Source organism: Mesorhizobium humile (genome assembly GCF_033977215.1).
Lineage (GTDB): Bacteria > Pseudomonadota > Alphaproteobacteria > Rhizobiales > Rhizobiaceae > Mesorhizobium > Mesorhizobium humile.
This window is the reverse complement of record NZ_JAVIIV010000010.1, coordinates 197662-220705: the sequence shown is the minus strand read 5'-3', so window position 1 is coordinate 220705 and position 23044 is coordinate 197662. Positions and strand designations below refer to the sequence as shown.

Annotated in this window: 27 protein-coding genes; 16 read left to right on the top strand and 11 right to left on the bottom strand. The window is 63.6% G+C overall.

Annotated features, from left to right (window positions below; translation table 11 throughout):
* The 4 genes from pstA to phoB are packed head-to-tail and all read left to right on the top strand — an operon-like array spanning position 1 to position 3086.
* Positions 1-852, top strand: coding sequence for a phosphate ABC transporter permease PstA (gene pstA / locus RFM52_RS17350; RefSeq protein WP_320296564.1), 852 nt, complete (start codon positions 1-3; stop codon positions 850-852).
* Positions 849-1652, top strand: coding sequence for a phosphate ABC transporter ATP-binding protein PstB (gene pstB, locus RFM52_RS17345; RefSeq protein ID WP_320296565.1), 804 nt, complete (start codon positions 849-851; stop codon positions 1650-1652). Before pstA ends, pstB begins: the two co-directional genes overlap by 4 nt.
* A gap of 20 nt (positions 1653-1672) precedes the next feature.
* A complete protein-coding gene (gene phoU / locus RFM52_RS17340) occupies positions 1673-2380 on the top strand; it encodes a phosphate signaling complex protein PhoU (protein ID WP_320296566.1) in 708 nt (235 codons plus the stop codon).
* 16 nt (positions 2381-2396) lie between these two features.
* Positions 2397-3086 (top strand): phosphate regulon transcriptional regulator PhoB, encoded by a 690-nt coding sequence (gene phoB, locus RFM52_RS17335; protein ID WP_010911896.1) that lies wholly within the window; start codon positions 2397-2399, stop codon positions 3084-3086.
* A gap of 328 nt (positions 3087-3414) precedes the next feature.
* Here phoB and RFM52_RS17330 read toward each other — a convergent pair whose 3' ends face one another.
* Positions 3415-4656 (bottom strand): ROK family protein, encoded by a 1242-nt coding sequence (locus RFM52_RS17330; RefSeq protein WP_320296567.1) that lies wholly within the window; start codon positions 4654-4656, stop codon positions 3415-3417.
* Positions 4657-5022: 366 nt separating this feature from the next.
* Here RFM52_RS17330 and xylF point away from each other — a divergent pair, with 366 nt between their 5' ends.
* From xylF to RFM52_RS17310, 4 genes are all read left to right on the top strand, one after another.
* A complete protein-coding gene (gene xylF / locus RFM52_RS17325) occupies positions 5023-6063 on the top strand; it encodes a D-xylose ABC transporter substrate-binding protein (RefSeq protein ID WP_320296568.1) in 1041 nt (346 codons plus the stop codon).
* Between the two features lie 253 nt (positions 6064-6316).
* Positions 6317-7669, top strand: coding sequence for a sugar ABC transporter permease (locus tag RFM52_RS17320; RefSeq protein ID WP_320296569.1), 1353 nt, complete (start codon positions 6317-6319; stop codon positions 7667-7669).
* An 11-nt stretch (positions 7670-7680) separates the two neighbouring features.
* Positions 7681-8481: an ATP-binding cassette domain-containing protein gene (locus RFM52_RS17315; protein WP_320296570.1), complete on the top strand. Its 801-nt coding sequence runs from the start codon at positions 7681-7683 to the stop codon at positions 8479-8481.
* 126 nt (positions 8482-8607) lie between these two features.
* A complete protein-coding gene (locus RFM52_RS17310; RefSeq protein WP_320296571.1) occupies positions 8608-10275 on the top strand; it encodes a CHASE domain-containing protein in 1668 nt (555 codons plus the stop codon).
* A 40-nt stretch (positions 10276-10315) separates the two neighbouring features.
* Here the strand turns inward: RFM52_RS17310 and RFM52_RS17305 are convergent, their stop codons facing one another.
* The 6 genes from RFM52_RS17305 to RFM52_RS17280 all read right to left on the bottom strand — a co-directional run bounded on the left by RFM52_RS17305 (position 10316) and on the right by RFM52_RS17280 (position 13923).
* A complete protein-coding gene (locus RFM52_RS17305) occupies positions 10316-10561 on the bottom strand; it encodes a YMGG-like glycine zipper-containing protein (RefSeq protein WP_027166589.1) in 246 nt (81 codons plus the stop codon).
* Positions 10562-10644: 83 nt separating this feature from the next.
* Positions 10645-10971 carry a hypothetical protein gene (locus tag RFM52_RS17300; protein ID WP_320296572.1) on the bottom strand — a complete coding sequence of 109 codons (327 nt, stop codon included), beginning with the start codon at positions 10969-10971 and terminating at the stop codon, positions 10645-10647.
* Positions 10972-11176: 205 nt separating this feature from the next.
* Positions 11177-11347: a hypothetical protein gene (locus tag RFM52_RS17295; RefSeq protein ID WP_320296573.1), complete on the bottom strand. Its 171-nt coding sequence runs from the start codon at positions 11345-11347 to the stop codon at positions 11177-11179.
* A 242-nt stretch (positions 11348-11589) separates the two neighbouring features.
* A complete protein-coding gene (locus RFM52_RS17290; protein ID WP_320296774.1) occupies positions 11590-12561 on the bottom strand; it encodes a sensor histidine kinase in 972 nt (323 codons plus the stop codon).
* A 232-nt stretch (positions 12562-12793) separates the two neighbouring features.
* Entirely contained in the window at positions 12794-12958 is a 165-nt protein-coding gene (locus RFM52_RS17285) for a DUF1328 domain-containing protein (protein ID WP_018429836.1), read from the bottom strand.
* A 170-nt stretch (positions 12959-13128) separates the two neighbouring features.
* Positions 13129-13923 (bottom strand): response regulator, encoded by a 795-nt coding sequence (locus RFM52_RS17280; RefSeq protein WP_320296574.1) that lies wholly within the window; start codon positions 13921-13923, stop codon positions 13129-13131.
* 217 nt (positions 13924-14140) lie between these two features.
* Between RFM52_RS17280 and RFM52_RS17275 the strand changes: the two genes are divergently transcribed.
* Together RFM52_RS17275 and RFM52_RS17270 are read left to right on the top strand one after the other, a co-directional pair.
* A complete protein-coding gene (locus RFM52_RS17275) occupies positions 14141-14344 on the top strand; it encodes a NepR family anti-sigma factor (RefSeq protein ID WP_320296575.1) in 204 nt (67 codons plus the stop codon).
* Between the two features lie 3 nt (positions 14345-14347).
* On the top strand, positions 14348-14899 hold the full coding sequence (locus RFM52_RS17270; RefSeq protein WP_040985057.1) for an RNA polymerase sigma factor: 552 nt from the start codon (positions 14348-14350) through the stop codon (positions 14897-14899).
* Between the two features lie 137 nt (positions 14900-15036).
* Here the strand turns inward: RFM52_RS17270 and RFM52_RS17265 are convergent, their stop codons facing one another.
* On the bottom strand, positions 15037-15417 hold the full coding sequence (locus RFM52_RS17265) for a response regulator (protein WP_320296576.1): 381 nt from the start codon (positions 15415-15417) through the stop codon (positions 15037-15039).
* A 152-nt stretch (positions 15418-15569) separates the two neighbouring features.
* Here RFM52_RS17265 and RFM52_RS17260 point away from each other — a divergent pair, with 152 nt between their 5' ends.
* The 3 genes from RFM52_RS17260 to RFM52_RS17250 all read left to right on the top strand — a co-directional run bounded on the left by RFM52_RS17260 (position 15570) and on the right by RFM52_RS17250 (position 17230).
* Positions 15570-16331: a Crp/Fnr family transcriptional regulator gene (locus tag RFM52_RS17260; protein WP_320296577.1), complete on the top strand. Its 762-nt coding sequence runs from the start codon at positions 15570-15572 to the stop codon at positions 16329-16331.
* A 104-nt stretch (positions 16332-16435) separates the two neighbouring features.
* Entirely contained in the window at positions 16436-16762 is a 327-nt protein-coding gene (locus tag RFM52_RS17255) for an ElaB/YgaM/YqjD family protein (protein ID WP_320296578.1), read from the top strand.
* A 6-nt stretch (positions 16763-16768) separates the two neighbouring features.
* Positions 16769-17230 carry a phage holin family protein gene (locus tag RFM52_RS17250; protein WP_320296579.1) on the top strand — a complete coding sequence of 154 codons (462 nt, stop codon included), beginning with the start codon at positions 16769-16771 and terminating at the stop codon, positions 17228-17230.
* Between the two features lie 9 nt (positions 17231-17239).
* Here the strand turns inward: RFM52_RS17250 and RFM52_RS17245 are convergent, their stop codons facing one another.
* Entirely contained in the window at positions 17240-17392 is a 153-nt protein-coding gene (locus RFM52_RS17245; RefSeq protein ID WP_320296580.1) for a hypothetical protein, read from the bottom strand.
* Between the two features lie 101 nt (positions 17393-17493).
* Between RFM52_RS17245 and RFM52_RS17240 the strand changes: the two genes are divergently transcribed.
* Positions 17494-17697 carry a hypothetical protein gene (locus RFM52_RS17240; RefSeq protein ID WP_320296581.1) on the top strand — a complete coding sequence of 68 codons (204 nt, stop codon included), beginning with the start codon at positions 17494-17496 and terminating at the stop codon, positions 17695-17697.
* Between the two features lie 8 nt (positions 17698-17705).
* Here the strand turns inward: RFM52_RS17240 and RFM52_RS17235 are convergent, their stop codons facing one another.
* Positions 17706-18626 carry a diacylglycerol/lipid kinase family protein gene (locus RFM52_RS17235; RefSeq protein WP_320296582.1) on the bottom strand — a complete coding sequence of 307 codons (921 nt, stop codon included), beginning with the start codon at positions 18624-18626 and terminating at the stop codon, positions 17706-17708.
* A gap of 248 nt (positions 18627-18874) precedes the next feature.
* On the opposite strand from RFM52_RS17235, the gene RFM52_RS17230 reads away from it, so the two are divergent.
* A complete protein-coding gene (locus tag RFM52_RS17230) occupies positions 18875-20230 on the top strand; it encodes a PRC-barrel domain-containing protein (RefSeq protein WP_320296775.1) in 1356 nt (451 codons plus the stop codon).
* 111 nt (positions 20231-20341) lie between these two features.
* Here RFM52_RS17230 and RFM52_RS17225 read toward each other — a convergent pair whose 3' ends face one another.
* Positions 20342-21895 carry an alkaline phosphatase family protein gene (locus tag RFM52_RS17225; RefSeq protein ID WP_320296583.1) on the bottom strand — a complete coding sequence of 518 codons (1554 nt, stop codon included), beginning with the start codon at positions 21893-21895 and terminating at the stop codon, positions 20342-20344.
* Between the two features lie 212 nt (positions 21896-22107).
* Here RFM52_RS17225 and RFM52_RS17220 point away from each other — a divergent pair, with 212 nt between their 5' ends.
* Positions 22108-23040 (top strand): VOC family protein, encoded by a 933-nt coding sequence (locus RFM52_RS17220; RefSeq protein WP_320296584.1) that lies wholly within the window; start codon positions 22108-22110, stop codon positions 23038-23040.
* The last annotated feature ends 4 nt before the right edge of the window (positions 23041-23044 follow it).

Sequence of the window (23044 nt, the reverse complement as noted above, 5' to 3'; positions counted from 1 at the left end):
ATGTCGACTGCCGCATCGCTTCACCAAAGCCGCAAACGCAAGAACGCCGTGATGATGGCGCTGTGCGTCGTCGCGGCGGGCATCGGCCTCGCCTGGCTGGCGTTGATCCTCGGGGCGCTGCTCTATAAGGGGCTCTCCGGGGTGAACCTGGCCGTGTTCACGCAGATGACGCCGCCGCCCGGCGACGCCGGCGGCCTGCTCAACGCCATCTACGGCAGCATCGTCATGACCATCATCGGCATCATAGTCGGCACGCCGATCGGCGTGCTGGCCGGTACCTACATGGCCGAGTACGGGCGCTTCTCGAAGCTCACGACGATCGTGCGCTTCATCAACGACATCCTGCTGTCGGCGCCATCGATCATCATCGGCCTGTTCGTCTATGAGCTGATGGTACGGCCGATGGGGCACTTCTCGGCGATTGCCGGCGCCGTCGCGCTGTCGATCCTGGTGATCCCCGTCGTGGTGCGCACCACCGAGGACATGCTGAACCTCGTGCCCAACGCGCTGCGCGAAGCGGGCACCGCCATCGGCGCGCCACGCTGGGTGGTGATCCGCTCGGTCGCCTACCGCGCGGCCCTGTCCGGCATCGTGACCGGCATCCTGCTGGCGATCGCCCGCATCTCCGGCGAGACGGCGCCGCTTCTCTTCACCGCGCTCAACAACCAGTTCTGGTCGAGCAATCTCAATGCCCCGATGGCCAGCCTGCCGGTGACCATCTTCCAGTTCGCCCTCAGCCCTTACGAGGAATGGCAGCAGCTGGCCTGGACGGGCGCACTCATAATCACCCTTACGGTTCTCGGGCTGAGCATCATCGCCCGCAGCCTGACCGGACGCAGAGAGGACAGATGAAACCGATGTTGTCCACCGACCTGAACGTAGCCGACACGACCGTCGAGAAGGCCAAGATCGAGGTCAAGAACCTCAATTTCTACTATGGCCAATCGAAGGCGCTGAAGGACATCAACCTGTCCTTGCCGGAGCGCAGCGTGACCGCCTTCATCGGCCCGTCGGGCTGCGGGAAGTCGACGCTGCTGCGCGTGCTCAACCGCATCTACGAGCTCTATCCGAAGCAGAGTGCCGAGGGCCAGGTACTGCTCGACGGCAAGAACATCCTCGACCGCTCGCAGGACCTCAACCTGCTGCGCACCAAGATCGGCATGGTGTTCCAGAAGCCGACGCCGTTCCCGATGTCGATCTACGAGAACATCGCCTTCGGCGTCAGGCTGTATGAGAAGATCAGCAAGGCCGAGATGGACAGCCGCGTCGAGTCGGCGCTGAAGCGCGCCGCGCTGTGGAACGAGGTCAAGGACAAGCTCAACGCCAGCGGCCTCAGCCTTTCCGGCGGCCAACAGCAGCGCCTGTGCATCGCCCGCACCGTGGCGGTGAAGCCCGAGGTCATCCTGCTCGACGAGCCGGCCTCGGCGCTCGATCCGCTGTCGACCGCCAAGATCGAGGAACTGATCGACGAGTTGCAGGCCGACTATACGATCGTCATCGTCACCCACAACATGCAGCAGGCGGCGCGCGTGTCGAGGCAGACGGCGTTCATGTATCTGGGCGAGCTGGTGGAGTTCGACCGGACCGAGAAGATCTTCACCTCGCCGCGCGAAAAGCGCACGCAGGACTACATCACCGGCCGCTTCGGCTGAGTTCATACGAGGACATCATCATGGCCGAACATACCGTCGCTTCCTTCGACGAGGATCTGAGGCAGATCAGCCGGCTCATCAACGACATGGGCGATCTGGCCGGCTCCATGGTCGGCGGCGCGACCAGGGCCCTGCTCGAAACCGACAATGCGCTGGCGCAGCGCGTCGTCTCCGACGACGCCATCATGGACGCGCGCCAGCGCGAGCTCGACGACCGCGCCATCACGCTGATCGCCAAGCGGCAGCCGATGGCGGACGACCTGCGCAACGTTGTCGGCTCGATCCGCATGGCGGGCGATCTCGAACGCATCGGCGATCTTGCCAAGAACATCGCCAAGCGCGTTGGCGCGGTCGGCGTCAGCACCGCGCCGCGCGACCTCACGCATTCGATCGATTCCATGGCGCAGCTGGTGCTGATCCAGGTCCAGGCCGTGACCCAGGAATATATGGTGGGCGACGCCACTGCGCTGGCCAAGCTGCGCAACGACGACGAGCGCATCGACGTCAAATACACGTCCGTCTTCCGCGAGCTGTTGACCTACATGATGGAAGATCCGCGCAACATCACCGCTTGCACGCATCTTCTGTTCTGCGCCAAGAATCTCGAGCGCATCGGCGACCATGTGACCAACATCGCCGAGAACGCCTATTATGTGCTCACCGGTACGCAATTGCCCGCCAACCGTCCCAAGCAGGACGAGACGGCAATGTCGGCGCCGGCGGCCTGACGAGAAGGTTACCCCGATGATCGCGCCACGCATCATGGTGGTGGAGGATGAGGAGCCGCTGGGGGTGCTGCTCCGCTACAATCTCGAATCCGAGGGTTACCAGGTGGAAGTGGTGACCCGCGGCGACGAGGCCGAAATCCGCCTTCAGGAAAACGTTCCCGACCTGCTCGTGCTCGACTGGATGGTGCCGGCGGTTTCCGGCATCGAGCTCTGCCGGCGCCTCAGGATGCGGCCCGAGACCGAGCGGCTGCCGATCATCATGTTGACGGCGCGGGGCGAAGAAAGCGACCGCGTGCGCGGGCTCTCGACCGGCGCCGACGACTACCTGGTCAAGCCGTTCTCGACGCCGGAATTCATGGCGCGCGTCAAGGCGCTGCTGCGCCGCGCCAAGCCGGAGGTGCTGTCCAGCGTGCTCAAGGTCGGCGACATCGTGCTCGACCGCGAGTCGCATCGCGTCTACCGCAAGAAGAGCGAGATAAGGCTCGGCCCGACCGAGTTCCGCCTGCTCGAATTCATGATGCGGCATCCTGGCCGCGTGTTCTCGCGCAGCCAACTGCTCGACAATGTCTGGGGCGAGACGATCTATATCGACGAGCGCACGGTGGACGTCCATGTCGGCCGCCTGCGCAAGGCGGTCAACAACGGCCGCATGCCCGACGTCATCCGAACCATTCGCGGGGCGGGTTACGCGATCAGGGAGGATTAGGGATAGGGCGCGGAAGCGCTGACGGGCTCCGCTCCCGGCATCTGCGATGGTGATTAGCCGAGACGCTTCTAGCGTCGTCATCCACGGGCGGAGCAAGGAGCGTAGCGACGCAGCGCAGACCCGAGGATCCATTCCGTGACTTCGACGCGCCGGGGCGGTGCAGAATTCTGCTCCGCTGCGCCTACGATCGAAGTAACGGCATGGATTCCAGGGTCTGCGCTGCGTCGCTTCGCTCCTGCTTCGCCCTGGAATGACGAAGCTGCGGGGCCATCGCTAATCTCAAGCGTCTGCTGCTGTCCTCAGCGACCAGCGGTCACTTCAAAGCCGCTCAGGCCACGTTTTTTCCGCTGCCCGCTCTTGCCTGCATGCCCGGCGCGAAAATCTCCTGGTCGACGAAGGTCAGCGCGCGCATGGCGCAGCCTTCGCGGATCAGCGGCAGCTCGTTAGGCTCGGTGTCGAAGGAGATCGATTCCGAGTGCTGGCCGCCCGCGGTCTGGGCGATCGCCGCCCTTAGCGCCGGCTCGATCAGGTCGAAGGCGGCCGCGCTGACGCCGACCATGGCCACGGGCGCCGGGTCGATGAGGGCGAACAGGCTGCCGAGACCGAAACCAAGCGCCTCGCCGGCCCGACGGTAAGCCTCCCGCTCGGGGCCGTCCTTCTCGCGCGCCTTGGCGGCGAGGGCTCGCATGTCGGCGTCGCCGACGTCGACCGGCTCGGCGTCCTCGCTCATTTTCATGGCGCTGCGCCAGATCGCGTAATTGCCGGCATAGGCCTCGACGCAGCCGCGCCGGCCGCAGCGGCAAAGCGCGCCGCCCGGGCGGTGGATCATGTGGCCAAATTCGCCGCCCGAGGAATGCGTGCCGGTGAACAGCGCGCCCTTCAGCACCAGACCCATGCCGATGCCGTGCGACAGGAGGATGGCGATGAAGTCGTCGCGATAGCGCTCGGGGTCGCGCCATTGCAGCGCCACCGCCATCATGTTGCAGTCGTTCTCCATGGTGGCGGGGATGCCGAATTCCTGCTCGAGGATGTCGGCGAAAGGAATGTCGGTCAGCGGCGTTATCGGCGACCACAGCATGGCCCGTGCGTGGGAATCGGTGATGCCCTGGATGCCCATGGCGAGGCGGGCGACGCTGCTCACGTCGAGGTCGGGATCCTGCAGCCGGCGCCGGACGATCGCCACGCATTCGCCGATCAAGTCGTCGCGGGGCATGACAAGCGTGTCCAAGCGCTGCTGCTCCTCGGCGACCACCTGGCCGGCATAATCGATCACGGCGACCGACAGGAAGTTCAGCGACAAGACCACGGTCAGCACCGCGGCGGCTTCGGGGTTCAGCGCCAGGCCGATCTGCGGCCGGCCGCGTTTCAGCGCCGTCGGCTCGCTGGCCTTGCTCTCGGTGAGAATGCCTTCCTGGATCAGATCGGCGGAGATCGCCGAAATGGTCGAGTGGCTGAGCCCGGTGGTGGCGGCAATCTCCGTGCGCGAAGGCTGGCCGGCGCGGCGCACGGCCGAAATCACCATGGCGCGGTTGCGCCGGCGCAAATCGTCGTGACGGATTCCGACCGACATGTCTTCGCACGTCCTCCCCGGTCATCGCGGCCTTGTGATGATGCCATGGCCTAGCGTTGACACGCCAGACGGTTCACCATTTGCGGAAACGGCGAACCGTCTGTCTTTTGTTCTGACGCAATTCCGGGCGGAAAACCGCTGCGCACTTTTCCTGGAATTGCTTCTGGATACTGGCAGAAGCCAAGGTCCATGTCATTATTTATTGCGGGTGTCGAAAAAAATGTTCGGACCCATCAAAACCCATCAGAATCGCAGTTGACAGCGTCGTTTTGCTGGATCACTATTTTTTTGAGGCTCGAAAAAAAGCCTCTTTACCGGCCTTCGGGCCAGTCTGGGTCGCGCCGCACAGAGCGCAGGGAGGATATCATGAAGAAATTCGCAGCCGCCATCCTGGCGGGCGTTGCCATGTCGCTGACGTTGGCGTCGGTCGCCGAGGCGAAGGACAAGGTGATCGGCGTCTCTTGGTCGAATTTCCAGGAAGAGCGCTGGAAGACCGACGAAGCGGCGATGAAGGCAGCCATCGAGGCCGCCGGCGACAAGTATATTTCGGCCGACGCGCAGTCCAATCCGGGCAAGCAGCTGACCGATGTCGAAAGCCTGATCTCGCAGGGCGCCAATTCGCTGATCATCCTGGCTCAGGATGCCTCGGCCATCGGTCCGGCGGTGCAGAAGGCGCTCGACGAAGGCATTCCGGTCGTCGGCTATGACCGCCTGATCGAGAACAAGGACGTCTTCTACCTGACCTTCGACAACAAGGAAGTCGGCCGCATGCAGGCCCGCGAGGTGTTCAAGGCCAAGCCGGAAGGCAACTACGTCTTCATCAAGGGCTCGGGTTCCGATCCGAACGCCGACTTCCTGTTCTCGGGCTCCATGGAAGTGCTCAAGGCGGCGATCGACAGCGGCAAGATCAAGAATGTCGGCGAGGCCTATACCGACGGCTGGCTGCCGGCCAACGCGCAGAAGAACATGGAGCAGTTCCTGACCGCCAACGACAACAAGGTCGACGCGGTCGTGGCGGCCAATGACGGCACCGCCGGCGGCGTCGTAGCGGCGCTGACGGCGCAAGGCCTGGCCGGCACCGTTCCGGTCTCGGGTCAGGACGGCGATCACGCGGCGCTCAACCGCATCGCGCTCGGCACGCAGACCGTGTCGGTGTGGAAGGACGCGCGCGAGCTTGGCAAGAACGCCGCCGAGATCGCCTCGCAGCTCGCCAACGGCAAGAAGATGGGCGACATCGCCGGCGCCAAGGACTTCACGACGCCTGGCGGCAACACCGTCAAGTCGCTGTTCCTGACCCCGATCGCGATCACCAAGGACAATCTCAACGTCGTCATCGACGCCGGCTGGATCAAGAAGGACGAAGTTTGCGCTGGCGTTGCCGCCGGCAGCGTCAAGGTCTGCAACTAAGTTTGCCGGCTCTCGATCAAAATCCTGCGCCGCGGCCTGGAGCGGTTCGATGAACCGCTCCAGTTCCTTGTTGCCGCAATCCCGGACGGGAAGCTACGGCGAAGTCGCCGATCCCAACCGCCACGCACTTTTCCTGGGATTGCTTTGAAGCCGCGGCGTTTTCTCAAAAAGATTTGTGTTTCCGCCTCTGGCGGATAGCTTCTAGGCTTGGCCAGGCATCCGCGTCAGACGGGCAGGCCGGCGGGAGGAAATCATGACCGATACGACGTCTACCCAATCGGCGGACACCGCGCGCGCGTCGGAACTTGGCGCTGTCGCCAGGTTCCTGAAGGCAACCGAGATCGATACCCGCATGCTCGGCATGATAGGCGCGCTGCTGCTGATCTGGGTCGGGCTGCACGTGATTTCCAGCCTGCGCCTCGGCGTCAATCCGCTCGACTTCGACAGCCGCACCTTCCTGACGCCGCGCAATCTGTGGAACCTGTCGGTTCAGACTTCGGCCGTGGCGATCATGGCCTCAGGCATGGTGCTGGTCATCGTCATGCGCAACATCGACCTGTCGGTCGGATCGGCCGAAGGGGTGATCGGCATGGTCATGGGCTTTGCCCAAGTGCATTTCCTGGTTCGCTTCGTCGGGCTTGAATTGGGCAATCCCTGGATCTGGGTCCTGGCATTGCTGATCGGCCTGGCGCTCGGCCTCATCATCGGCGCCTTCCAGGGCTTCATCATCGCCTATCTCGAAGTGCCGGCCTTCATCGTCACGCTGGGCGGATTGCTGGTATGGCGGGGCGCTGCCTGGTGGGTCACCAGCGGCCAGACCGTGGCGCCGCTCGACGCCACGTTCCAGCTGATGGGCGGCGGCCCGGCGGGCTCGATCGGCGCCAAGTGGAGCTGGGCCGTCGGCATCGCCGCCTGCCTGGCGGTCATCTTCATGCATTTCAACGGCCGCGTGCAGCGCAAGCGCTTCCGCTTCCCGCTGCGTCCGGTCTGGGCCGAGACGCTGCTCGCCACCGTCACCTGCGCGGTCATCCTGGGCGCAGTGTGGCTCGCCAATTCCTATCCCTGGCCGGTCGGCATCGTGAACCGCTACGCCGCCGCCAACAACATCACCGTTCCCGAAGGCGGGCTGTTCATCGCGCATGGCATCGCCATTCCGGTGCTGATGGCCGTCGCCGTCGGCCTGATCATGACCTTCGTCACCAAGCGCACGCGCTTCGGCCGCTATGTCTTTGCCATCGGCGGCAATCCGGAAGCAGCCAACCTCGCCGGCATCAACACGCGCTGGATCACCATGAAGGTGTTCATGATCATGGGCGTGCTGGCGACGATCGCGGCGGCGATCTCGTCGGCCAGGCAGAACTCCTCGACAAACGTGCTCGGAACGCTGGACGAACTCCTGGTCATCGCCGCGGCGGTCATCGGCGGCACCTCGCTCGCCGGCGGCTCCGGAACCGTGCTCGGCGCGATGCTCGGCGCGCTTCTGATGCAGTCGCTGCAGTCCGGCATGGTGCTGCTCGGCGTCGATTCGCCGCTGCAGAGCATCGTCGTGGGCGCCGTGCTGGTCGTCGCGGTGTGGCTCGACACCATCTATCGCAAGCGGGTCTGAGGAGAACGAGCATGGCTGAAAAATCCGCTCCCGCCGGCGTTCCGCTGGTCGACATGCGCAACATCTCGATCGCCTTCGGCGGCATCCGCGCCGTCGACGACGCCTCGGTCGATCTTTTCCCCGGCGAAGTGATGGCGCTGCTCGGCCACAATGGCGCGGGCAAATCGACGCTGATCAAGATCCTGTCCGGCGCCTACAAGCGCGACAGCGGGCAGATCTTCATCAATGGCGAGGAGGCTTCGATCTCCAATCCGCGCGACGCCAAGAAATACGGCGTCGAGACGATCTACCAGACGCTGGCGCTGGCCGACAATGTCGATGCCGCCGCCAATCTGTTCCTCGGCCGCGAGCTGATGACGGGTTGGGGCACGCTGGACGACGTCGCCATGGAAGCCGAGGCGCGCAAGGTGATGGGCCGGCTCAATCCACGCTTCCAGCGCTTCAAGGAGCCTGTCATCAAGCTGTCGGGCGGACAGCGGCAGTCGGTGGCGATCGCGCGCGCGATCCTGTTCAACGCCCGCATCCTGATCATGGACGAGCCGACGGCGGCGCTCGGCCCGCAAGAGACGGCGCAGGTCGGCGAACTGGTCAAGCAGCTCAAGGCCGACGGCATCGGCATCTTCCTGATCAGCCACGACATCCACGACGTGTTCGAACTCGCCGACCGGGTCTGCGTGATGAAGAACGGCCAGGTGGTCGGCACCGCGCGCACGACCGACGTCACCCAGGACGAGGTGCTCGGCATGATCATCCTGGGCAAATGCCCGCCAGGCGCCATCCCGGGTCCAGGCGCGCTGAAGATCGCGGCATGAACGGATAGCCGGCTAATTAACGGCTGCGTGATGTACCAGCCCCTGTGATGATTTGGCCGCGCCATTGTGTTGGCGCGGAGACTTGCCCATAAAGGTCGTCGACCGTCCACGGGCCGCATCGCTGATTTGAAGAAGCTCTTTCCGATCGTTGCCTTCGTCGCCGTCGCGCTGATCAGCCTGACGATGGCGGGGTTCGCTTATTTCGCGACGCAGGAGGCGGCGCGGATCAAGTTCGAGGGGACCGCCGACGACGCGCTCAACCGCATCGAAAGCCGCATCGACCTGCATCTGTCGCTGCTGCGTTCGACGCAGGCACTGTTCGATGCCCGCAACGGCGACATCACGCGCGGCGAATTCAAAGCCTTCTTCACCGCGCTCGACATAAGCGACAATTTCGCGGGGCTGCGCGGGATCGGCTTCCTGAGGCTCGCCAAGACCGGCGACGAGGCGGCGGTCGAACGCGACATCCTGCACGACCTCGGGACGGCGCATCCGGTCTATCCCGCAACGACCGAGCAATGGCGCACGCCCATCGTGCTGTTCGAGCCGCTCGATACGTCCAACCAGTCGATCATCGGCTTCGACATGTTCACCGAGCCGGTGCGGCGCGCGGCGATCGAAAAGGCGATGGCCGACGACCGGCAGCATGCGAGCGGCGTGGTCCAGCTCGGACAGGGCGCCGGCGTGGCGCAGACCTTCACGGGCTTCCTGGTCTTCGTGCGGCTGAACGTCGAAACCGCGCCCGAGGTCATCAATGCAAGCCGCTCTTCGACCGCCGGCTTCCTCTACGCGGCGTTCCGAGCCCAGGACCTGTTCCAGGTCGCGCTCAGCCGCTCGCCGCTGCTGCCGGTCAATGTCGAGGTCTTTGACGGCAAGCCGGAGGGCGGCAATCTGCTTTTCCGTTCTGAAGCACCGCCGGCGGAACGCATCGGCGCGAAACTTCTGGCGCGTCGCGATATCGTCGTCGCGGGCCGGCCCTGGACCGTGCTGTTCAGGCCGACAAGCGCCTTCGAGCCGCCGTCCTCACGCGCCATTCCGGTGATGCTCGGGTTGTTCGGCCTTCTGGCTGCCGGCGCTATCGCGTTGGTGGCGCGCTATCAGGAACGTGCCTATGACGCGAAATCGGCGCTGCACGAGGCGACCGAAAAGAGCCTGCTGGAGAAGGATCTGATCCTGCAGGAGATGAAGCACCGCATCAAGAATTCGATCACCCGCGTGCTGGCGATCGCGCGGCAGACGGCCTCGCAGGCCACCGACGTCAAGGAGTTTTCGGCATCGTTCTCGGCGCGCCTCCAGGCCATGGCGGCTTCGCAAGACATGCTCACCCGCTCGCGCTGGCAGAAAGCCGATCTCGGCGACCTGCTGCGCATCGAGCTCGGGCAGGTGTTCGGCAAGGACCTTCCCGCAGGTGTCTTGTCAGGCCCGGAAGTGCTGCTCGACGAGACGACGACGCAGGCGCTCGGGCTGACCTTCCACGAACTCGCCACCAACGCGCTGAAATATGGCGAAGCCGGCAGTTCCGTCGGCGCCCTCAAGGTCGACTGGAGCGTCGACGAAGGTCGCGGCCGGGAGCGGACGCTGGTCCTGAACTGGCGCGAGGCGGGTCAGAAGAAACTGGAAGCGCCGGCCAAGACCGGCTTCGGCACCAAGCTGATCGATCTCAACGTCACGCGCGAGTTGCGCGGAACGATCGCGCGCGACTATCAGGCCGAAGGATTGAAGGTGGAAATCAAAATTCCGCTGACCGCGTCAGCGGCCAAAATGTCCCCGATGGCGAGCCAACCAGCGGTTTGAAACCGGAGGCCGGTTGCCGGCCTCCGGTTCTCTTCCGGTATTAGTTACAGCGAGCCGTGTAGATCCGGCCGCGATGATCGCGATACTGGCAATAGCCGTTGCGCAGGTTGCGAACCAGGAGGCCAGACCCGGCGCCGACGGCCGCGCCGATCAGCGCACCCTTGCCGCCACCGACCAGGCCGCCCACGCCGGCGCCGATCAGGCCGCCACCGACGACATCCTGCTCGGTCGTGGTGCAGCCGCTGACAGCAACCACGGCAACCATGGCAATGATCATCTTCCGCATAGAATTGCTCCTCACTTTTGTCCTCACTTTTGGCAGTGCCGGCAATCATTTAGCATGAAAAACCGGGCTTTGCCTGTCCGATTTTACTGTTGCCTAACATAGTCTTTTTCGGGGCGCTCACGGTTCGACGCGACAAGCATGCCGGAAACCTCCAGGGATGCGACCAGCGTGCCGTCGGGTTTCACGTTCCAGACGATCTGGTCGTAATCATCCTCCCGCGCCGGATCGACGGCGAGGCATTTGCCGATGATGCGGGGAGCCTGGCCCTGCAGGTCGCCGAGGGCGAAAGGCCTTTCGGCCGTACAGGCCTGCTCGGTCTCGAAGACGCTGACCGGCACCTGGAGTTCGCGGCAGTCGGTCATCGAGCTGGAACAGCCGACGACGAAGAGCAATGCGGCGATGTGTTCCATGGGCTCCAAACCTCTCGCCGCAAACAACGATTCTCGGCGGACAAAAGTTCCGGGGCCCGAGCCTGAAGCGCTCCCAAAGCCGGTCGCGTAAAAAAAGATTCACGCGACCTGCTTTAGTTTTTGATTTTAAGCATGTCTTTGTCCCGAAACCGGCCCACTTTCGGGAGACATGCTTTAAAGCCTGGGCGTCAAAGCCGCATGCGGGTCAGAACAATTGCCAGGCCGCGGTCAAGGCCACGGCGGCCAGAAGCGCGATCGCGCCAAGGCGGAGAAGAAGAAGGGATGAATGTGGCGCCGGCGGCGGCTCGGCTTCCTGGAAGCCGCTCATCGAGACGCGGGCGGCCTGCTCCAGCCTGTTCATGTCGGCAACCATCATTCCACTCTCTCAGATCGCGCGCCGGGGGCGCGGACGGGTTTCCGGCAAATCGTTAGCCGGATACACAGGATCGGACTTTATGGTGAACAGCCGGTTAAGACCTTGGCCGGCAAGGCTCCGTTTCGGCGCAATTCCGGGCGGATAGCTACGGCGAAGCCGCCGAGCCTGGCTACGGCGAAGCCGCCGAGCCTGATCGCCAAGCGCCTTTCCTGGGAGCTGCTCTCGCGCCGTCGGCGGCGCCATCAATCCGTCTCGAAATTCCCATGCGGGACCGTGAGGCGGTATTCCATGCGGTCCTTGCCGATCTCCAGCGTCGCGGAGCCGTTCAGCGACATCGGCACGACGCGTTCCAGCGCCACGCTGCCGAAGCGCTTCTCATTGCGCGGCGCGGCGCCGACCACCTCCGTCCAGGTCAGCAAAAGGTTGGGCGCGATTCCGTTTTCGGCCTCGAGCCTGGCGCGAACCTCGACATGGCCATCCGGCCGGGACAGCGCGCCATAGCTCACGGAATTCACGGCCAGCTCATGCATCGCCAGGCCGATATGCAGGGCGGCATTGGGGTTGAGATAAGGATTTTCGCCCGCGAACCGCAGGCTCTGGGCCAGATCGCTGCTGTAGCGGCCGACCTGGCCGGATACGAGCTCCTGCAGCGCCGCTCCTCGCCAGTTGGAGGATGTGACCAGATCCTGCGAGGACGCGAGCGATTGCAGCCGGCCGCGAAATCGCGCCAGGAACTCACTGAGCGTCTCCGTATAGCGTCCGGTCTGGGTGGCGATGCTCTGGATGATGGCGAGGAGATTTTTCGATCGATGGCTGACTTCGCGCAGCAATGCCTTAAGCGTCTGCTCGCGGCGTTTCTGCTCCGTCGTTTCCACCATCGTCGTGACGACGCCGAGGACGTCGCCGGCGTCGCCACGGTCGGCATCGATCCAAAGCTGGAACCAGCGCACGCCCTGGCTTCCCGGAATGCTGAGCTCAAGCTGGTCCGCGTTGCCGGATTCGATTACCTTGAGTTTGGCGGCCCTTATGCGTTCGGCCTGCGCCGGCGAGAGCAAGTCCTTGCCGTCGGCGGTTTCGGCCGCCCAGGGCGCGTTCATGTTGCGCGCCCAGACCGTCTTCATCTGCCGATCCTGGTAGAGAACCGAAATCCCGGCATTGTGCAGGGCGTGAAGCAAGGCACGCCCGACCTGCATCCCGCTTTCGGAAGGATGCATCGCGATCACTTCACTGTTCTCCTTCTCAACCCTGTCCTTCGTGGGACCCTTGGAAGGCATTGGAAACATCCCCGCTCGGTCCTTGAACGGCTCAATCCGCAACTGGTTCCGCATGGTCACCACCCCGAAATTGCAGGGCTCTCCAAAAACGGTCCGCCGGACGGTGCTCTTTTGAAGCTCCGCCCGGCGGTGGCTGGAAACCGTTTGAGGGGTGCGGCTTCCAGTGTTGCGGTCAGGCTCTCCGGAAGAGGCCTGCGATGAGCGAAATCACCAGGAAGGCGAGGAAGATGAAGAACAGGATCTGCGCGATGCCCGCCGATGTGCCGGCAATGCCGCCGAACCCAAGCGCGCCAGCGATGATCGCAACTACGAGAAATACGAGCGCCCAGTACAGCATGATGCGTCTCCTTCTTACGTCGGGAAAAGAACGTGGTTCGGTGTCGTTTGTTCCACCATTTGCTGAAAAAGACGATCCCCTCGATGGGCTTTTCAGTCCGCAAACGGCCAAGCGTCACGCGCGGCGCGAAGGCCTAGCATGACGCTCGAAGTCCCAAGCTTCGGAAGGGATCAGGCGGCGGCTTTGGCCTGACGATCGAAGAACAGGGCCTGGCTGATCAGAGCCTTGACCATGTCGGGATTGAACGGCTTGGTGACCAGGAAGGCCGGCTCGGGCCGTTCGCCGGTCAGCAGGCGTTCCGGGAAGGCGGTGATGAAGATCACCGGTACCGGCGTCGAGGACAAGATCTCGTTGACGGCTTCGATGCCCGAGCTGCCGTCGGCGAGCTGGATGTCGGCAAGAACCATTTTCGGCCGCGTCTTGCCGAACACGGCCACGGCCTCGGCATGCGTGCGCGCCGTGCCGACCACACGGTGGCCGAGGCTTTCGACCATCTCCTCGATGTCCATGGCGATCAGCGGCTCGTCCTCGATGATCAGCACGTCGGTCGCGACCTGCCGGGAAATCTCGTTGCTCGCCTGGGCAAGCAGCTCCGAGAACTCATCCTCGTCGACATCGAGGATCTCCGCCGCCTCGTCCTCGCTGAAGCCCTCGACGGCAACCAGAAGGAAAGCCTGCCTCGGCAAGGGCGCGAGCGCGTTAAGATTGGCCGCGGCCCGCTGCTCCCAGGCTGTCTGCGCCTGTTCCTGCGGCACGCGGATGGCCACGGACGTGAACAGCCTGGCGAAAACCTTGTAAAGCGCGATGCGGTCGCTCGAGGCTTCGGGGAAGATATTGGTGTCGGCGATGATGGCTTCCAGCATCGCGGCGACCAGCGCGTCACCGCTCTCCTGCGATCCCGATACCGCCCGCGAGAAGCGGCGCAGGAACGGAAGATGCGGAGCGATGGTAGCGGACAAACCCATTGTTGACGTCTCCCTCAGATGACGTTGCACGTTCAAGGCCGCACTGATTGCAAGCCCCGGAAATCAAACGCCGGCTTTCGGAAAAAGTTCCGCCGGCTGTGGAACTAAATTAGCAGGCGGGCGTTTCGGGGGTCGGGATGGGCAACCAGACGAAGGTTCCGCTTGCGTTGTGGTTTGAAGTCGAAGAGCGGTTCAGGCGCTGGAAACTAGGGCTACTATGAAAGAAATGACAAAGAAACAGATGGCTGATGCCGCAAGCAGGCATTGGAACGGGGACGGCAATCCGCTGGGGGCAAACTCCGAGATAGCCCGCAAGCTCAAGCAGTATTATGACGAGTTGGTCTCGGACCATGTCCCGGACCGTTTCGCTCAGTTGCTCAGCCAACTGGAACAGACCGAACCTGCCCAGAAAAAGGACTGAGGCATGGCGGCGGTATCCCAGAGCTTCAAGACCGAGCTGCTCGGTGCGATCCCGAGCCTGCGGGCTTTTGCCGTGTCGCTGACGCAGAATGCCGACCGGGCCGACGATCTCGTCCAGGAAACGCTGGTCAAGGCGTGGGACAAGCATGAAAGCTTCCAGCCAGGCACCAATCTGAAGGCCTGGCTGTTCACCATCCTGCGCAACGAATTCTATTCGCAGATGCGCAAGCGCGGCCGCGAGGTGCAGGACAGCGACGGCATCATGACGGCCAGGCTTGCCGTTCATCCGGCTCAGCATGGCCAGCTCGACCTCAAGGATTTCCGCGGCGCGCTCGAGCAACTGCCCGAGGATCAGCGCGAGGCCATCATCCTGATCGGCGCGTCCGGCTTCTCCTATGAAGAAGCCGCCGAGATCTGCGGCTGCGCGGTCGGCACGATCAAGAGCCGCGTCAGCCGGGCGCGCGCCAGGCTGCAGGAGATCCTCAAGATTTCCGGAGAGGACGAGTTCGGCCCCGACGCGATCTCTGCGCAGGTGACAGGTTCGAACGCAGCCTAGAGCAATTCCAAGAAAAGTGCGCAGCGGTTTTCTGTCCAGAATTGCGCAAAAACAAGGAGTGAGAGCAGTTCAGCGATTCTATCAAACGCTGAACTGCTCTAAGCCGATCGCCAACGCTACCGATTGCAAGGATGGCCTCAGGCCGGGGCGACGCGGCCGCAGGCGATCGCCACGGCTTCGATCAGATCGTCGCCCGAGTAGGGCTTGGTGACCAGCCGGATGTCCGGGAACGAGCCCTTGATCTCGTCCGAATCCGAATAGCCCGAGGCGAACACGAACGGCACGCCCTCGCTGCGCAGCCGCGCGGCGAAATCCAGGGTCGAGACGCCACCGAGCATCAGATCGACCACCGCCGCGTCGAAGTTCGCAGGCAGCGCCTGCCCATCGATCTCGCCGAGCTCGCGCATGATCGTCACATCCGCGGCGCCGTGGTCGCGGCAAAGCTGCTCGACATCCATCGCGATCAGGAACTCGTCTTCGAGGACGAGAATGCGCAATCCGTCAAGCAATGCTGTCACTATCGATGTCTCCTTGGCAGGGGCGCACTGATGCGCGGAATCCATCACGATGTCATTTAAAAAAGACATGGGCGTGACGCTCCGCGGAACCCCTGCCTCTCTCGAACGTTTCCATGCGCCCATAAGGGCAGGGATTTCGAAGAGGGGTCGAAATGTCCAGCCAAAGCGCACGTCCGGCTGCCAGTCGTCAATATCCCTGCGAGAAGTGCCCGCTGCGGCCGTTGCCTGCATTTCGCGAGTTCGACAAGCAGGAGTTGTCATTTATCAGCACCTTCAAGCGTGGCGAGCTCGCCGTCGACAAAGGCGCGACAGTCCTCGTCGAAGGCAGCCACAGCGCGCATCTCTACACCGTGCTGTCGGGCTGGGCGTTCCGCTACAAGCTTTTGTCCGACGGACGCCGGCAGATCCTCAATTTTTCCATGCCTGGCGACCTCATTGGCCTGCAGGGAAGCCTGATGGGTGAGATGCAGCATTCGGTCGAGGCCTTGTCGCCGATGCTGCTATGCGTCTTTGAACGCGACCAGCTGCAGGAGCTCTATCGCAACCATCCCGGCCTTGCCTATGACATCACCTGGATCGCATCGCGCGAGGAACGCATGCTGGACGAGAACCTGCTCAGCATCGGCCGCCGCACCGCGCTCGAACGAGCGGCCTATCTCATCGCCTTCATCGCCAGCCGCGCGCGCAGCGCCGGGCTCAACGGCAAGACGCCGGTGCAGATCCCGATCACGCAACAGCACATCGCCGACACGCTCGGCCTTTCGCTGGTCCATACCAACAAGACGATCCGCAAGCTGATGGATCGCAAGCTTGTCATGTGGCGGGATGGCGGCTGCGAGGTGATCGACTATGACGGACTGAAGAAGCTTGCCCGATGGGAGGGGCTTGGTGAAGAACGCCGACCGCTGATCTAGGCCTGACCTGAATCCCAACATCCTCTACAGTGCTTGGGCGGCCAGGCCCGGAACCATGGCGCTGAACGGGCGTTGAAACCAACGCAAACGCAAGGAGTTAGAGAATGGCAACCGCCGCAGGCAAATCCGCAACGGACCAAGCAACCACCGCCGATCTCGAAGCCGATATCGAGCAGCTGAAGGCGGACATCCAGAAACTCACCGAGCAACTCGCCAGGACCGGTCAGCACGGCTATGGCGCAGCCCGTCGCGCCGCGCAGGACGGCGTCGAGCAATTGCGCGCGCAGGGCGAAGCCGCGTTCGAGAGCATGCGCGGAAGTGCCGAGGACATCGAAGCGCAGTTGATAGCCAAAGTGCGCGAGAAGCCGGTGACGTCGCTGGCGATCGCGGCCGGCGTCGGCTTCCTCTTCGCCCTGCTTTCGCGCCGCTAGCCGCAGATGGGGGCGCTTGTCTCGCTGATCTCGGCCCTCGTCTCCGGCGAGGCCATGGCCGCTGTGCACAGGGCTCGGACGACGGCAATCCTTTACGGACTTGCCGCCGTTTTTGCCCTGTGCGGTGTCGGCTTCCTCATCGGCGCCGCCTATATCTGGCTGGCGGCGCGTTATGGACCGCTGGCGACCAGTCTTGGCTTCGGCATCGGCTTCCTGGTGCTTGCCGGGCTCGTCCTTGTCATTCACAAGCTGACGACCAGCATGCGCAGCAGGCGGCGCGCGAGGCGGCGGCAGGCCGACATGACCGCGCTGGGCGTTACCGCGGCGCTTGCCCTGCTACCGGCGCTCGCAAAGAGCAAGGGCGGGTTGGGCGCCGCCGTCATCGCGCCCGCCCTGGCGGTCGTCGCCTACGCCATCTATCGCGAGAACACCAAGCCACCAAAGCCGGACCCGGAGGAGATGCCGTAAGCGGTTCGGTCACGCACGGACCGTCCACGTCAAGGACGGCTCCAGCGGCACCGACATCGCGGCGAAGACGCCGCCGGGATGGGAGAATTCGTGGCCGACATCGCGGTCGATGACCTCGGCGGGGCGGTGGTTCGGGATAGAGCCAAAGCACGATCGCCGCATGCTGCTTGAACGTGCTCCCCCGACGCGGAACCTTCCCGAACAGGGCCCGTTACCGCCATGTCGCAGCTGAAGCCCGCCGCCGTGCAGCATGGAGGCCTATCGTGACCAAGATCGTACCCGAAGACAAAGCACGCCAGGGACATTGGGGCTGGCATGCGCTCAGGATCCTCATCGCCGGGCTCCTGCTCGCCTTCATCGCGTGGGGGGCGGTCGAGATTTACGGCGAGCTGATCAAATCGCCGACGACGCAGCAGACCGTACCGCAAGCGCCGCCCGCGGCGCAGAAATCCGTCCAGGGCGGTTGATTTCCGCATCACGCCGCCTTTGCCTGCGCATTGCTTGACGGGACGAGCACCTTCAGCGCGCCCGGGTGAATCTCGATCGTGGTTTCGCGCTCCAGCCTGATCAGTTCGCCATCCAGCACCGCGCTGAATTTCCTGGTGGGCGAACGGATTTTCAGCACGACCTTGCCAGCCTGATGAACTTCGACATGCGCGCTCTGGCGCAGCCTGCCGCGCAGCATGTCCAGCAACAGCTTCGCCAGATGATGACGCCGGCGCGCGACGCTGACATAGATGCCGAGCACGCCGCCGGCCGGATTGTCGGCATAGGGCAGGTGGCCTTCGCCGAACAGATTATTGGAGATGCCGATGCCGGTCGTGCGGGTGACGATCTCGGCCTCTCCGACGCTGAGGCTTACCTTCAATGCCGGTGGGTTCTTGATCGCCGCCCATGCCGCGCGCACGGATGCCTGCATCTTCCCAAGGCGCGAGCCGAAATCCATTTTCTCGCGCAACTGAACCATCTTGGCATGCATACCGACGGAGAACTGATGCACGAAGGGCCGGCCGTTGGCGCTGGCCATATCGACGGCGATGACCTCGCCATCGGCGAAGGACTGCAGCGCCGCCTCGAGTGTCTGCGGAATGCCCAGGCCCCGCGCGAAAAGGTTCATCGTACCGGCGGGCAAGATGGCCAGGGCCTTCTTCTTGTTCATCAGGAGGGACGCCGCGGTGGAAATGGTGCCGTCGCCGCCTCCGGCAAGAACGACATCGATGTTTCGCCTGGCGATGGCCTTTTCCAGCGCCGCGGCGATGTCACGGCCGGCAACGATATCGACCTCGACCGAATGTCCCGCCGCTTCGAGCGTCTGACGCAGCTGTTCGGAAAATGCTTCAACGTCGATGGTGCGGAGCGTGCCGCCGTCCTGGTTCAGCACCGCAGCAAACCGCATACGCCACTCCATATCACCTTCGGGGCCGGTTGAGCCGACAGACCTCCTCAGCCGCAAGCCGGAACGAAGATGCCGCCGCAATGGTTCCACTACAGGGTCTAAACCAGGCACTCGTGAACGCGTCGTGGTTGGAACAACACTCCGGTCACAACGTTGTGAACCTGTCGATACTGCCGCTCCCGACCCGCCGATCAGAGGCCGGCCGAGGGAGCGTCATGCACACAGATCAGGCACGAGGAGAGACCATGATGATCCGCACTCTTTTTGCAACGACCGCGATCGCGACGCTGCTCGCGACCGGCGCTTTTGCACAGACGACGCCCGCTCCGGCTCAACAGGCCCCGGCAGCCGAAAATCCGGCTCCGGTCATGCGCTCGGACGGCGCGCTCATGACCAACATCATCGGCGAGTCCGTCTACAACGGCACCGGCGACGACGCCCAGAACATCGGTAAGGTCGATGATGTCGTCTTCGATGCCGGCGGCAAGGCCAAGTCGGCCATAATCGGGGTCGGCGGGTTCCTTGGCGTCGGCAAGAAGGACGTCGCCTTCGATTACAGCAAGCTGGAATGGGCCGAGAAGAACGGCGACCGCTGGCTGGTCGCCAAGTCGACCAAAGACGAGTTGAGCGCTTTGCCGGCATTCGACCGCAAGCCGTATGATCCGGCACCGGCGCAGTCGGCCGACGCTACGCAGCCCGCCAACAACACGACGACAACCCAGGCCCCGGCGGCGGCCCCGGCGGCCACACCGGTGAAGAAGGCGGATGGCAACCTCGCCAGCAACATCATGGGCGAGTCGGTCTATAACGGCACCGCTGACGACGCCCAGAAGATCGGCGACGTGAAGGACATCGTGCTCGCCAAGGACGGCAAGGCCGAGTCGCTGGTGATCGGCGTCGGCGGCTTCCTCGGCATCGGCACGAAGAACGTCGCCTACGACTTCGCCAAGGCCAAGTGGGCGGAGAAGAACGGCGACCGCTGGCTGGTGGCCGAGACGACGAAGGAGCAGTTGCAGGCCCAGCCCGAGTTCAACCGCAAGGCCTATGATCCAGCGCCGGGTTCGACGACGGCCGCGAACAACGCCCCCGCGGCGACCACGCCCGCGGTGGTGTCTTCGGATACGACCTCCGATAAGGGAGCGAAGCCGGCAGAGCCCGCCAAGTCGACGGCCGAGACCAAGCCTGCGGCGCCGGCTACGGCCACGGCTGAAAACAAGCCAGCCGACACCAGCGCCACCGACCAGACCAAGACCGCCTCCATCGACAAGTCGACGCTGACCGAGATGCCGATGGGCGATATTCGCGGCGACGATTTGAAGGGCGCAACCGTCTATGGCGCGAATGACGCCAAGATCGGCGAGATCGGGGACGTGGTGCTGAAGGACAACAAGCCGGATGCGGTGATCATCGATGTCGGCGGCTTCCTCGGGATCGGCGCCAAGGAAGTGGCGCTCGGCATGGATAAGCTCAAATTCATGACCGACAAGAACGGCAAGAAATATCTCTACACCAACTTCACCAAGGAACAGCTGCAGGCGCAGACGGCCTATGACAAAGGCAGCTACGCCGAGAAGCGCGACCAGCAGAGGATGATTTTGAAATAGGGAGTGAGGGAGTAGGGGAGTAGGGAGTAAGGAAGTATGGTTTGACGAGTGCCGTCGCGGCGCTTCGTCCTACTCCCTACTCCCTACTCCCTACTCCCTACTCCCTACTCCCTACTCCCTAGCGACATACCCGACCACGCCATCCTCCGTCAGTTCCGCCAATGCCAGCGACCGATCAAGATGCGCGGCGCGCCAGGCGAGCATGTTCTCGGCGAATTCGAGCCGCGTCGGCAGATAGGCCGGGTCGTTCGCCACGTTGTTCAGCTCTCCCGGGTCCTTCGACAGGTCGAAGAGAAGCGGCGGCAGGCCGCCGCCGAAATGGACATATTTGAAGTCCGCCGTGCGGATGACGGCGAGGTTGCAGGCGCTCGATCCGATACCGAAATGGCGTTCGGCTTCGCCTTTGGCGACCGTGCGGAAATCAAACTCCCAATGCGCGGCGTCGCGCCAGCTCTCCGGTCTCTTGCCCTCGATCCAGGGCGCGAGCGAACGGCCGTCGAGATGGCGCTGCGGCGCGGCGCCGATCAGGTCGAGCAAGGTCGGGAAGATGTCGACAGCCTCGGTGAAGCGGTCCACGGCCGCGCCAGCCGCGGCTCTGCGGCGCGGATCGCGGATGATCAGTGGGATATGATAGCTGGCGTCGAAGAAGCCGCCCTTGCCGAGCATGAAATGATCGCCCATCATCTCGGCGTGGTCGGAGGTCAACACGATCACGGTGTCGTCCCAGGCGCCCGCTGATTTGATCGCCTGCCAGATGCGGCCAAGCTGCGCGTCGACCTCGGAGATCATGCCGTAATAGATCGCGCGGATTAAGCGGAAGTTCTCCTCGCTCCAGTCCGGCACGTTGCCTTCGATGCCGGGAACGAATTTTGTGCGCTTCTGCCGGTCGAGATCATAGGCGAGATAGGGGTGGCTTTCCGCTTCGGTCCGCCAGCTTGCAGCGCGCCGGAAGGCCGGACCGTCGCCTGGATAATACATGGTGTTGTAGGGTTCCGGCACGATGAAGGGCGGGTGCGGGCTGATGAAGGAGATATGCGCGAACCACGGCGCGCCTTTCTCCTGCTCGCCGAGCCAGCGGATGAATTCGCCAGCGAGGAAAGCGGTCGGCGTCTGCTCCTTCGAATAGACCGGCGGCGCGTTGGTCACGTCCCCTTCCGTCTGTCCCTTGGCCGGGCGATGGATGCCGGGGCTGCCGGCGCCGGTGTCAATGCCCTGTGCCTTGAGCCATGACAGCCATTGCTTCTGATGCTCGGGCAGGGCCTGCCTAACGGTGAAGCCCGGCAACACGCCCTCGTAGCTGCGCAGGCGCGGATCCTCGGCCACAAGCTGGCGCGGATCGAGCGAGACATCGGTGTAGCCGAACAGGGTGGGATCGTAGCCCGCCGCGCGTGCCGAAAGCGCGATGTTGCCATGGCGCGCATCGAGCGGCGTGCCATTGCCGCAGACGCGGTTGTTCATCTGGTAGAGCCCGGTATAGAGGCTCGCGCGGGCGGGAGAACAGGGTGCTGCCCCGCCATAGTGACGCCGGAAAAGCACGCCTTCGGCGGCTAAAGCGTCCACATTCGGCGTCTGCACCAGCGGATGGCCGGCCGCCGAAAGGCAGTCGCCACGCCACTGGTCGCAGGTGATGAGGAGAACATTCGGGCGGCTCGTCGGATTGTCCAAGATCGTTTCCTTGTGGAAGCGCCCAGATGGAACGGAAATCACCGGCGTTGCAAGTCGATGCCTGTGATGGATTGGTGAACAAATTTTGAACAGTCGTTCACTTTTATGACACAGTCCATTCTGTGTTTGCCCGCTTTGCCGCGGGCCCGCCTATCCTCATATTGGCGTGGACAGCGGCGAGGGCCGCACAAGGACAAGGAAGGAGCAACATCATGCTCGATCAGATCAGGGGCCTGCATCACGTCACCTCTATGGCGAGCGACGCACGCCGCAACAATGAGTTCTTCACGAAGAAGCTCGGCCTGCGCCGGGTGAAGAAGACCGTCAATTTCGACGCGCCGGACGTCTACCATCTCTACTATGCCGACGAGGTCGGCACGCCGGGTTCGGTGATGACCTATTTTCCGTTCCCCGATATCGGCAAGGGCCGGCATGGCGTCGGCGAGGTCGGCACCACGGTGTTCTCGGTACCGGAAGGCACGCTGGCCTATTGGGAAAAGCGCTTCGCCGACGACGGCGTGGGCAATGTCGCCCGCACGGATAGCTTTGGCGAGAAGCGGCTCACCTTCACCGGTCCCGACGGCGACAGTTTCGCGCTGGTCGAGGACAAGGCCGACAAGAGAGCGCCCTGGGTCAAGGGCGGGGTTCCAGGCGACGAGGCGATCCGCGGCTTTCATTCGGTCTCGCTCCGGCTGAAGGACGGAGGCGCCACCGAGGAGCTGTTGAAGTTCATGGGCTATGAGGAGGTCGACAAGTCCGGCAACATCCGCCGGATGGCGATCAAGAACGGCAATGGCGCCGATGTCGTCGATATCGAATCGCTGCCGGGCGCCGGCTTTGCCAATCTCGGCGCCGGCTCGGTGCACCATGTCGCTTTCGCGGTCGAGGATCGTGCAAAGCAGCTCGAGGTGCGCAAGGCGCTGGTCGACACAGGTTACGGCGTGACGCCGGTCATCGATCGTGATTACTTCTGGGCGATCTATTTCCGCACGCCGGGCGGCGTGCTGTTCGAGGTGGCCACCAACGAGCCGGGCTTCGACCGCGACGAAGACACCGCGCATCTCGGCGAGGCGCTGAAGCTGCCGATGCAGCATCAGCATCTGAGGCCTTACCTCGAAGAGCACCTGCAGAAGCTGGAAGGCTGAAGCC

What these genes read in the sequence shown, in the direction of transcription:
- phoB (WP_010911896.1), top strand. Translation starts at nt 2,397, where the DNA reads ATGATCGCGCCACGCATCATGGTGGTGGAGGATGAGGAGCCGCTGGGG.
- RFM52_RS17320 (WP_320296569.1), top strand. Translation starts at nt 6,317, where the DNA reads ATGACCGATACGACGTCTACCCAATCGGCGGACACCGCGCGCGCGTCG.
- RFM52_RS17330 (WP_320296567.1), bottom strand. Translation starts at nt 4,656, where the DNA reads ATGTCGGTCGGAATCCGTCACGACGATTTGCGCCGGCGCAACCGCGCC.
- RFM52_RS17290 (WP_320296774.1), bottom strand. Translation starts at nt 12,561, where the DNA reads ATGCATCCTTCCGAAAGCGGGATGCAGGTCGGGCGTGCCTTGCTTCAC.
- RFM52_RS17300 (WP_320296572.1), bottom strand. Translation starts at nt 10,971, where the DNA reads ATGGAACACATCGCCGCATTGCTCTTCGTCGTCGGCTGTTCCAGCTCG.
- RFM52_RS17285 (WP_018429836.1), bottom strand. Translation starts at nt 12,958, where the DNA reads ATGCTGTACTGGGCGCTCGTATTTCTCGTAGTTGCGATCATCGCTGGC.
- RFM52_RS17255 (WP_320296578.1), top strand. Translation starts at nt 16,436, where the DNA reads ATGGCAACCGCCGCAGGCAAATCCGCAACGGACCAAGCAACCACCGCC.
- pstA (WP_320296564.1), top strand. Translation starts at nt 1, where the DNA reads ATGTCGACTGCCGCATCGCTTCACCAAAGCCGCAAACGCAAGAACGCC.
- RFM52_RS17245 (WP_320296580.1), bottom strand. Translation starts at nt 17,392, where the DNA reads ATGCGGCGATCGTGCTTTGGCTCTATCCCGAACCACCGCCCCGCCGAG.
- RFM52_RS17295 (WP_320296573.1), bottom strand. Translation starts at nt 11,347, where the DNA reads ATGATGGTTGCCGACATGAACAGGCTGGAGCAGGCCGCCCGCGTCTCG.
- RFM52_RS17250 (WP_320296579.1), top strand. Translation starts at nt 16,769, where the DNA reads ATGGGGGCGCTTGTCTCGCTGATCTCGGCCCTCGTCTCCGGCGAGGCC.
- RFM52_RS17235 (WP_320296582.1), bottom strand. Translation starts at nt 18,626, where the DNA reads ATGCGGTTTGCTGCGGTGCTGAACCAGGACGGCGGCACGCTCCGCACC.
- RFM52_RS17275 (WP_320296575.1), top strand. Translation starts at nt 14,141, where the DNA reads ATGAAAGAAATGACAAAGAAACAGATGGCTGATGCCGCAAGCAGGCAT.
- RFM52_RS17220 (WP_320296584.1), top strand. Translation starts at nt 22,108, where the DNA reads ATGCTCGATCAGATCAGGGGCCTGCATCACGTCACCTCTATGGCGAGC.
- RFM52_RS17315 (WP_320296570.1), top strand. Translation starts at nt 7,681, where the DNA reads ATGGCTGAAAAATCCGCTCCCGCCGGCGTTCCGCTGGTCGACATGCGC.
- RFM52_RS17260 (WP_320296577.1), top strand. Translation starts at nt 15,570, where the DNA reads ATGTCCAGCCAAAGCGCACGTCCGGCTGCCAGTCGTCAATATCCCTGC.
- RFM52_RS17280 (WP_320296574.1), bottom strand. Translation starts at nt 13,923, where the DNA reads ATGGGTTTGTCCGCTACCATCGCTCCGCATCTTCCGTTCCTGCGCCGC.
- xylF (WP_320296568.1), top strand. Translation starts at nt 5,023, where the DNA reads ATGAAGAAATTCGCAGCCGCCATCCTGGCGGGCGTTGCCATGTCGCTG.
- RFM52_RS17230 (WP_320296775.1), top strand. Translation starts at nt 18,875, where the DNA reads ATGATCCGCACTCTTTTTGCAACGACCGCGATCGCGACGCTGCTCGCG.
- phoU (WP_320296566.1), top strand. Translation starts at nt 1,673, where the DNA reads ATGGCCGAACATACCGTCGCTTCCTTCGACGAGGATCTGAGGCAGATC.
- pstB (WP_320296565.1), top strand. Translation starts at nt 849, where the DNA reads ATGAAACCGATGTTGTCCACCGACCTGAACGTAGCCGACACGACCGTC.
- RFM52_RS17305 (WP_027166589.1), bottom strand. Translation starts at nt 10,561, where the DNA reads ATGCGGAAGATGATCATTGCCATGGTTGCCGTGGTTGCTGTCAGCGGC.
- RFM52_RS17270 (WP_040985057.1), top strand. Translation starts at nt 14,348, where the DNA reads ATGGCGGCGGTATCCCAGAGCTTCAAGACCGAGCTGCTCGGTGCGATC.